We start from the raw sequence: 7,437 nt of genomic DNA, 5'->3' as shown, positions 1-7,437 counted from the left end.
TCCGGTATTAGACCCCGTTTCCGAGGCTTATCCCGAAGTGAAGGGTAGGTTGCTCACGTGTTACTCACCCGTTCGCCGCTCGTGTACCCCCGAAGAGGCCTTACCGCTCGACTTGCATGTGTTAAGCACGCCGCCAGCGTTCGTCCTGAGCCAGGATCAAACTCTCCGTTGAAATCTATATATCCACCATCCCGAAGGACGGAGAACAGACAAACGAAAAACGATCCATTGCAATCAGAAACAAATCAAACTGACTTGAATCCAGAAAAATTACAAAGGAATCCAACACGAATCAACGATGAACCAGACCCGCAAACCTCGAAGAGGCAAGCAAGCCTACTTACACCGAGACCCGTGAAGGGGGTTAATGCTAAATTTCGGCATTGACTTTCGGCACGCTGTTGAGTTCTCAAGAATCGGACGCACACCGCGTCACAGACCTTGCGGCCAGGACTCCGGGGCAACCTGCGTTACTTTACCGGACCAGCATCACCGAGTCAAGACCCAGTTTTTTCTGATCCGCACCCCGCATCTGAAGCTACCGACCCGGATCAAAGACACGGTGCGGCTCAGCTAGTCTTGGGGGGTTCGGAGCGACCGGCCGCTTGCGCGTCCCGCACTCGCTCCAACAAGAAGAACATTACGTGGCGGGGAGGTAGCCGGTCAAATCGGTTACCGGAGGCCTGAATCACAGGGCTGTAATTTGCCTCCGGCACCCACCTCGTGGGATACGTCAGCCGGCCGCCGACGAGGCCAGAACCCCTGCAAACGAACGCTTCCCGCGCCGCAGCACCAACGCTCCCCCGGGCAGCAGGTCCGCGCCGCTCGGGATGTACTCCGGGTCGCTGACCTTCTCGTTGTTCAGGTACGCGCCACCTTCGGCGATCGTCCGGCGCGCGGCCGACTTGCTCGCCACCAGCTCCGAGAGCACCAGCAGGTCGGTGATGGTGGGCATCTGCTCATCCGGCTTGAGCTCGTAGTGCGGCGCCTCCCGGAGCGCGGCCACAAGAGTGGACCCCTGCAGAGCCTGCAGCTCCGACTGGCCGAACAGCGCCTTCGCAGCGAGCTTCACCTGCTCGGTCTCCTCAGCGCCGTGCACCAGCGTCGTGACGTCCTCCGCCAGCAACCGCTGTGCCTCTCGAGCATGTGGGCGCTCAGCGGTCGCCTCCTCGAGCGCAGCGATCTCCTCAGCCGTCCGGAACGTGTAGAACCGCACCAGCTTCATCACATCGCGGTCATCAGTGTTGAACCAGAACTGGTAGAACGCGTACGGCGACGTCAGCTCCCGGTCCAGCCAGATGGTCCCCGACTCGGTCTTGCCGAACTTGGTGCCGTCCGCCTTGGTCACCAGCGGAGTGGCCAGCGCGTGCGCCTTCCCCGCGTCCGACCGCCGGATCAGCTCGACCCCAGCGGTCAGGTTCCCCCACTGGTCGCTTCCACCGGTCTGCAAGGTGCACCCGTGGCGCCGGTACAGCTCCAGGTAGTCCAGCGACTGCAGCAGTACGTAGCTGAACTCGGTGTAGCTGATCCCCTGCTCCAGGCGGGCCTTCACCACCTCCCGGCCGAGCATCCGGTTCACCGGGAAGTGCTTGCCGATGTCCCGGAGGAAGTCGAGCGTGTTGAGATCCTTGGTCCAGTCGTAGTTGTTGACCATCCGCGCCGGGTTCGGCAGCGACTCGTCGAAGTCGACGAACCGCTCCACCTGGCCGCGGACCTTCTCCACCCACTGCTGCACCAGGTCCTTGGGGTTCAGCACCCGCTCCGAGGACTCCTTCGGGTCACCGATCAGTCCGGTGGCGCCGCCGACCAGCCCGATCGGGTTGTGGCCGGCCAGCTGCAGCCGCCGCAGCGTCAGGAGCTGCAGCAGGTTCCCCATGTGCAGGCTCGGAGCGGTCGGGTCGAACCCGACGTACGAGGTGATCGGTCCGGCGGCCATCGACGCACGGAGCGCGTCCGGGTCGGTGGAGTGCGCGATCAGGCCACGGCTCTCCAGGTCGTCGAGCACCTGGGTGCGGCTTGCGGTCCCGCTGTCGGTCACTTGGTCTCTCCTCGAGTCACGTCAGATCACCACAAGTGTCCTGTACCAGCTCCAGCGGGCAGGTGCCGGGTCAGCTCGCCTCGGGCCGGGACAGTACTGCGCGCAACTGCGCGACCAGCGCGTGCCCGTCGGGCCCGTGGACGGTTGCGGCCGTCGGGCGATGCGGATCGTGCGCACCGGGGTCCGGGTTCGGCACTGGTAGACCGTGGGACAGCACCTGCTCGGCAGGGGTCAGCTGGCGGATACCGATGGCCCGCACGTGATCCGGATGCGTCTGGGCGAAGTCGCCGTACAGCTGCGGGTCGTGCTGGCCGTCGTCCCCCACCAGCACCCACTTCACGTTCGGGAACTCGACTGCCAGCCGGCGGAGCGCAGTGCGCTTGTGCTCCTGCCCGCTGCGGAACCAGCCGGTGTTGGTCGGGCCCCAGTCGGTCATCAGCAGCGGGCCGGCCGGGTAGCCGTGCCGCTGGAGGAACCGGGTCAGCGTCGGCGCCGTGTTCCAGGCACCGGTGGACAGGTAGAACATCGGCGCGCCCGGGTGGTCTGCCAGGAGTTCGGCGTACATCTCCGCCATACCCGGCACTACCCGGCGGGCCTGTTCCTCGCGGACGAAGGTGTTCCAGGCGGCGATCAGGGGTCGCGGCAGCATCGTCAGCATCACCGTGTCGTCGATGTCGCTGACCAGGCCGAAGGTGGCATCCGGGTCGGGCACCACCACCTTCCCGCGTGCCTGCCGCTCGCCGTGCACGCCCAGGCCGATCTCATGCCAGCCAGGCGGCAGCACCACCGGCACTGTCAGGTCGACGAAGCCGCCGCGGTCAGTGGTCGCCTCGAAGGTCTGGCCGGACACCGTGATCGACACCTGTACGCCGGTAGCCGGCGCGGTGACGAACACCCGCCAACCGCGCACCACCTGGTCCTCGTCGTACCGGGGCTGGTTGCGTGGATCCCGGCTCAGCACGACCCGGGCCAGCACCCGGGTGAACTCCTGGGTGCCGTAGCCGACGTGCGGGATGATCCGCTCCCGCCAGCCGCGGCGGCGCAGGAGGACCCCGACGCCGACGTTGAACCAGTCCTCAAGACGGGAGGAGTAGTGCGGACGGGCCATGTCCGAAACCTACCCGCAGACAGGGCCCGTACGCGCACCAGGAGGACTGTCCCCGGCGACCTTTACAGTCTCGATATGACCCAGACCTCCGCTGCTCTCGGAATGTGCTTCCCCCGGACCTTCCCAGCCGCCCTGGTGACCGACGTCGCCCGCCGTCTCGACGCCGGTGGCGCTGACGAACTGTGGCTGATCGAAGACTGCTTCTACACCGCCGGCCCGTCCCTGGTCGCGACCGCGCTGGCTACGACCGAGCGACTCAGCTGTGGGCTCGGCATCGTGCCGGCGGTGGCCCGTACGGCCGCTGTCACCGCGATGGAGTTCGCCACGCTCGACGCGCTGGCGCCTGGGCGGTTCCTGCCTGGCATCGGGCACGGCGTGCAGGTGTGGATGGGGCAGATGGGGGTGCGGCCCAAGTCGCCGCTGACTGCGCTCGAGGAGGTGACTACCGCTGTCACGCGGCTGCTGGCGGGCGAGAAGGTGACCATGGAGGGGCAGTACGTCGTACTGGAGGCCGTGCAGCTGGATGCGCCGCCGACCACGCCGCCGCCGATCCTGCTCGGGGTGCGGGGGCCAAAGTCGATGGCGTTGGCCGGACGGGTCGCGGGCGGGGTGGTGCTCGCTGAGCCCGCTACGCCGTCGTACGTCCGAGCCGCTGTCGAGCAAGCCGGGTCACCGGACGGCTTCGTGGTCGCCGTCTTCAGTGCGCTCTGTGTGCGGGCTGATCGCAAGACGGCGTACGAGTGGACTGCGCCTTGGCTGGAGTGGCAGCTCAAGGACAAGAACCCGGCGCTCGCGACGATGCCGTTCTACGACGACCTGGTGAAGCTGCACGCGGAGAAGGGTGTCGAAGGCTTCGTCTCGATGCCGCAGGACTGGTGGGCCGAGATCGGCCCGATCGGCACGCTGGACGACGCCGCAGCCCACATCGAGGCGCTCGAAGCCGCCGGAGTCCACCACATCGGCCTGTTCCCGGACCCTGAGGTCGAGCACGGCCTCCCCCAGCTCGACTACGTGCTGGAGCTGGCCAACCGCTAACTACGTTTCTTCGGTACGTGCGGCTTGTACGGCGAGACGGTGCGGTCGCCCGGGATCCAGAAGCGCCAAGGCCAGTCGGCCGCCTCGCGGAGGCCGACCCGGGGACCGGTGGCGACCTCACCGTCGTAGCCGTCCCCGGGAAGCAGCTGCACCGCCGAGCCCCGAGCCAGCAGGTCCACCCCGTTCTCCGCGCGGCCGATGCCAAGAGCAACACAGAGCCGGGCCGGCCCGCGCGCGAGATCGCGGTCCGGCAGCACCTTGGTCGAAGCGGTTGCTCTGCCGGTCTCGCCTCGTCGTTTACGGGCCAGGTCGATGCCTTCGATCACCTCGCCGGCGCGGAAGAGGACTGCGGAGGGCTGCCCGTCTGGGCCTACGGCGATGTTCATGCAGTAGTGCATGCCGTAGGTGAAGTAGACGTAGAGGTGGCCGGGTGGGCCGAACATGACCGCGTTGCGCGGGGTTTGGCCGCGGTAGGAGTGGGAGCCGGGGTCGTTCGGGCCGTCGTAGGCCTCCACCTCGGTGATGCGGACTGCGACTACGCCCTCTGGGGTGGTCCGGCGGAGGATCATGCCGAGCAGCGCCGGGGCGACTTCGAGCACCGGCGCTGCGAGCGACTTGCGTAGTACAGGTGGCATCTAGGCGAGGCGGTCCGCGTGTTCGGTGACGCGGGAGCGGAGTTCGGCCAGTTGTTCGGTGACGCGGTCGGTGGCGGTGCCGCCGCGGCCGTTGCGGGAGGCAACTGAGCCTTCGACGCTCAGCACCGTCCGGACCTCAGGAGTCAACGACGGCGAGATCGCGGCGAGGTCCTCGTCGGTCAGGTCCCAGAGCTCGATGCCGCGCTTCTCGCACTCCTGGACGCAGGCGCCGGCCAGCTCGTGCGCCACCCGGAAAGGTACCTTCTGCTTGACCAGCCACTCGGCGATGTCGGTGGCCAGCGAGAAGCCCTGGGGTGCCAGTTCCTCCAGCCGGTCGGTGTTGAAGCGCAGTGTGCGGATCATCCCGGTGAACGCGGGCAGCAGCACCTCGAGCGTGTCCACGGAGTCGAAGACCGGCTCCTTGTCCTCCTGCAGGTCCCGGTTGTACGCGAGCGGCTGCGCCTTCAGCGTCGCGAGCAACCCGGTCAGGTTGCCGATCAGCCGGCCGGACTTACCGCGGGCGAGCTCCGCGATGTCCGGGTTCTTCTTCTGCGGCATGATGCTCGACCCGGTCGAGTACGCGTCGTCCAGCTGGACGAACCCGAACTCCTTGGTCGCCCAGATGATCACCTCTTCGGCCTGCCGGGACAGGTCGATGCCGATCTGCGCACACACGAAGGCGAACTCCGCGACGAAGTCCCGCGCCGCCGTCCCGTCGATCGAGTTCGCCGACGAGTTCGTGAACCCCAGCTCGAGGGCCACGAACTGCGGGTCCAGCCCCAGCGTGCTGCCGGCCAGCGCGCCAGACCCGTACGGCGAATCGGCGGCAACCCGGCGATCCCAGTCGGCCAGCCGGTCGAGGTCGCGGACCAGCGGCCAGGCATGCGCCAGCAGGTGATGCGACAGCAGTACAGGCTGAGCGTGCTGGAAGTGCGTGCGCCCAGGCATCGCCACGCCGAGGTGCTTCTCGGCCTGCTCGGCCAAAACCTTCACCTGGTCGAGCACCAGCCCGCTGATGATCCGGCCGTGATCGCGCAGGAAGCTCTTGAACAGCGTGGCGACCTGGTCGTTCCGCGACCGCCCGGCGCGCAGGCGACCGCCCAGCTCGGCACCGAGGCGCTCAACCAGCCCGCGCTCGAGTGCAGTGTGCACGTCCTCGTCCGCCTCGGCAGCGACGAAAGCACCGGACAGGACGTCGGCCAGCAGCTCGTCGAGCCCAGCGAGCATCTTGGTGAGGTCCTCGTCGGTCAGCAGCCCCGCGCGGTTCAGCACCTTCGCGTGCGCCTTCGACCCGGCGATATCGTACGGCGCCAGCACCCAGTCGAACTGCGTCGACTTGCTCAACGCCGCCAGCGCATCAGCCGGCCCACCCGCGAACCGGCCGCCCCACAGGGCCGCACTCTCACCTTTACCCGTGCTCACACCCAACATCCTCTCTCACTTGCTGAATGCCTTCCGCCACTCCCGGGCGGAGGCTTTGTCGTAGAAGCGGCTGAAGCCGCAGGTAAACGCGGCGTCCTGGTCACCGGTGATCAGGAGCCGGGTGCCTACCTGGAAGGGGAAGCCGTAAGCGTAGTTGCCGCCCACCGGGCTTCCAGTAGGTGCCGACAGCAGAACCGCAGTGGTCCCACCGCCGCCGGGCTTGAACCACTCGTTCACCTGGAAGGTCACCAGGGCGTAGTGCTGCCGGTAGACCTGGCTGTAGCCCGCACCCGGCCGGTTGATCGCCTGCACGGTGCCGTCGAAAGCGAACCTCCGTTGCTTGAGAGTCTCCAATGAGTAGCTAAAGGCACAGGAAGCGCTCCCGCTGTCAGCCAGGTACCTCGGCCCGGCCGGCTCAGCCCCCGTGCCGACCAGAAGCCCCGCCACGATCACCGCAGTCGCCGCCGCACCGGCAACAGCTGCGGGCACGAGGTACCGGCGCCGCGCAGGCCGAGCGGCCGCTTCTCGTACTACGGCCTGGGCGCGGGCCAGGGTCTCTGCACTAGGTGGCGGTACTTCGCCTGCTTTGGTCAGGGTGTCCAGGTAGTCGGTCATGAGTCGGCTCCAAGTTTGTGGTCGGTGGTCTCGTCCACTACTTGTGTCGAGTCACCCAGCCGTTCGTCCATTCGTTGCCGTGCGCGGTGGAGGCGGGAGCGGGCCGTCCCCGCAGGGATACCGAGCACCTGCCCAGCTTCGGACGGCGTCAGTTGCTCCCAGGCGACCAGGAGCAGTAGTTCGCGCTCTACTGCAGGCAGTGAGCGCAGAGCCTCTCGCAAAGCCGGCACCAGAGCAGCAGCGTCCAGGCGGGCGTCTACTGCGGCTATCTCATCGACAGGCCGGTCAGCCCGGGTCAGTACCGTCCGCAGCCGGTGTCGTCGGTAGTAGCTGTGCAGTACGTGCCGTGCGATCCCGAAGAGCCAGCCGCGCATACTGCCGAGCTCCGGGTCGAAGCTGGTCCGCCCGCTGAAGGCCGCCAGCCACACGTCGGCCAGCAGGTCGTCCGCGACCTCCGACGTTGAGCGTCGACTCAGGTAGGCGTACAGGTCGGCACTGTGCTGCTCCACCAGCCATTCGAAGTCCATCCCGTCCCCTCCTGAGCCGTCCGCCGCGGACCGCTCGCCTGTACTTCGCACGAGGGG

At 67.2% G+C, this 7,437-nt stretch carries 7 protein-coding genes and 1 rRNA gene; 1 reads left to right on the top strand and 7 read right to left on the bottom strand.

Translation table 11 applies throughout. From position 1 onward, the window contains the following. The 3 genes from AB0M15_RS35950 to AB0M15_RS35940 all read right to left on the bottom strand — a co-directional run. A 16S ribosomal RNA gene (locus AB0M15_RS35950) occupies window positions 1–172 on the bottom strand; the annotation flags it as partial. Window positions 173–733: 561 nt separating this feature from the next. Continuing rightward, entirely contained in the window at window positions 734–2,038 is a 1,305-nt protein-coding gene (tyrS, locus tag AB0M15_RS35945; RefSeq protein WP_363829126.1) for a tyrosine--tRNA ligase, read from the bottom strand. Window positions 2,039–2,108: 70 nt separating this feature from the next. Then, window positions 2,109–3,146, bottom strand: coding sequence for a phosphatase domain-containing protein (locus AB0M15_RS35940; protein WP_363829123.1), 1,038 nt, complete (start codon window positions 3,144–3,146; stop codon window positions 2,109–2,111). Window positions 3,147–3,221: 75 nt separating this feature from the next. Between AB0M15_RS35940 and AB0M15_RS35935 the strand changes: the two genes are divergently transcribed. Next, window positions 3,222–4,181, top strand: a complete 960-nt coding sequence (locus AB0M15_RS35935) for an LLM class flavin-dependent oxidoreductase (protein ID WP_363829120.1) — start codon at window positions 3,222–3,224, stop codon at window positions 4,179–4,181. On the opposite strand, the gene AB0M15_RS35930 is transcribed toward AB0M15_RS35935, so the two are convergent. The 4 genes from AB0M15_RS35930 to AB0M15_RS35915 are packed head-to-tail and all read right to left on the bottom strand — an operon-like array spanning window position 4,178 to window position 7,380. Continuing rightward, entirely contained in the window at window positions 4,178–4,816 is a 639-nt protein-coding gene (locus tag AB0M15_RS35930) for a DNA-3-methyladenine glycosylase (protein ID WP_363829117.1), read from the bottom strand. The genes AB0M15_RS35935 and AB0M15_RS35930 overlap by 4 nt on opposite strands. Next, complete coding sequence (gene argH, locus AB0M15_RS35925; protein WP_363829114.1) at window positions 4,817–6,247, bottom strand: argininosuccinate lyase; 1,431 nt, start codon at window positions 6,245–6,247, stop codon at window positions 4,817–4,819. A gap of 6 nt (window positions 6,248–6,253) precedes the next feature. Then, on the bottom strand, window positions 6,254–6,853 hold the full coding sequence (locus tag AB0M15_RS35920; protein WP_363829111.1) for a hypothetical protein: 600 nt from the start codon (window positions 6,851–6,853) through the stop codon (window positions 6,254–6,256). Then, window positions 6,850–7,380, bottom strand: a complete 531-nt coding sequence (locus AB0M15_RS35915; protein WP_363829108.1) for an RNA polymerase sigma factor — start codon at window positions 7,378–7,380, stop codon at window positions 6,850–6,852. The genes AB0M15_RS35920 and AB0M15_RS35915 overlap by 4 nt, the downstream gene beginning before the upstream one ends. Between the last annotated feature and the right edge of the window lie 57 nt (window positions 7,381–7,437).

It is taken from the genome of Kribbella sp. NPDC051718, from assembly GCF_040681515.1.
GTDB lineage: Bacteria > Actinomycetota > Actinomycetes > Propionibacteriales > Kribbellaceae > Kribbella.
This window is presented reverse-complemented; position numbering and strand designations above follow the sequence as displayed.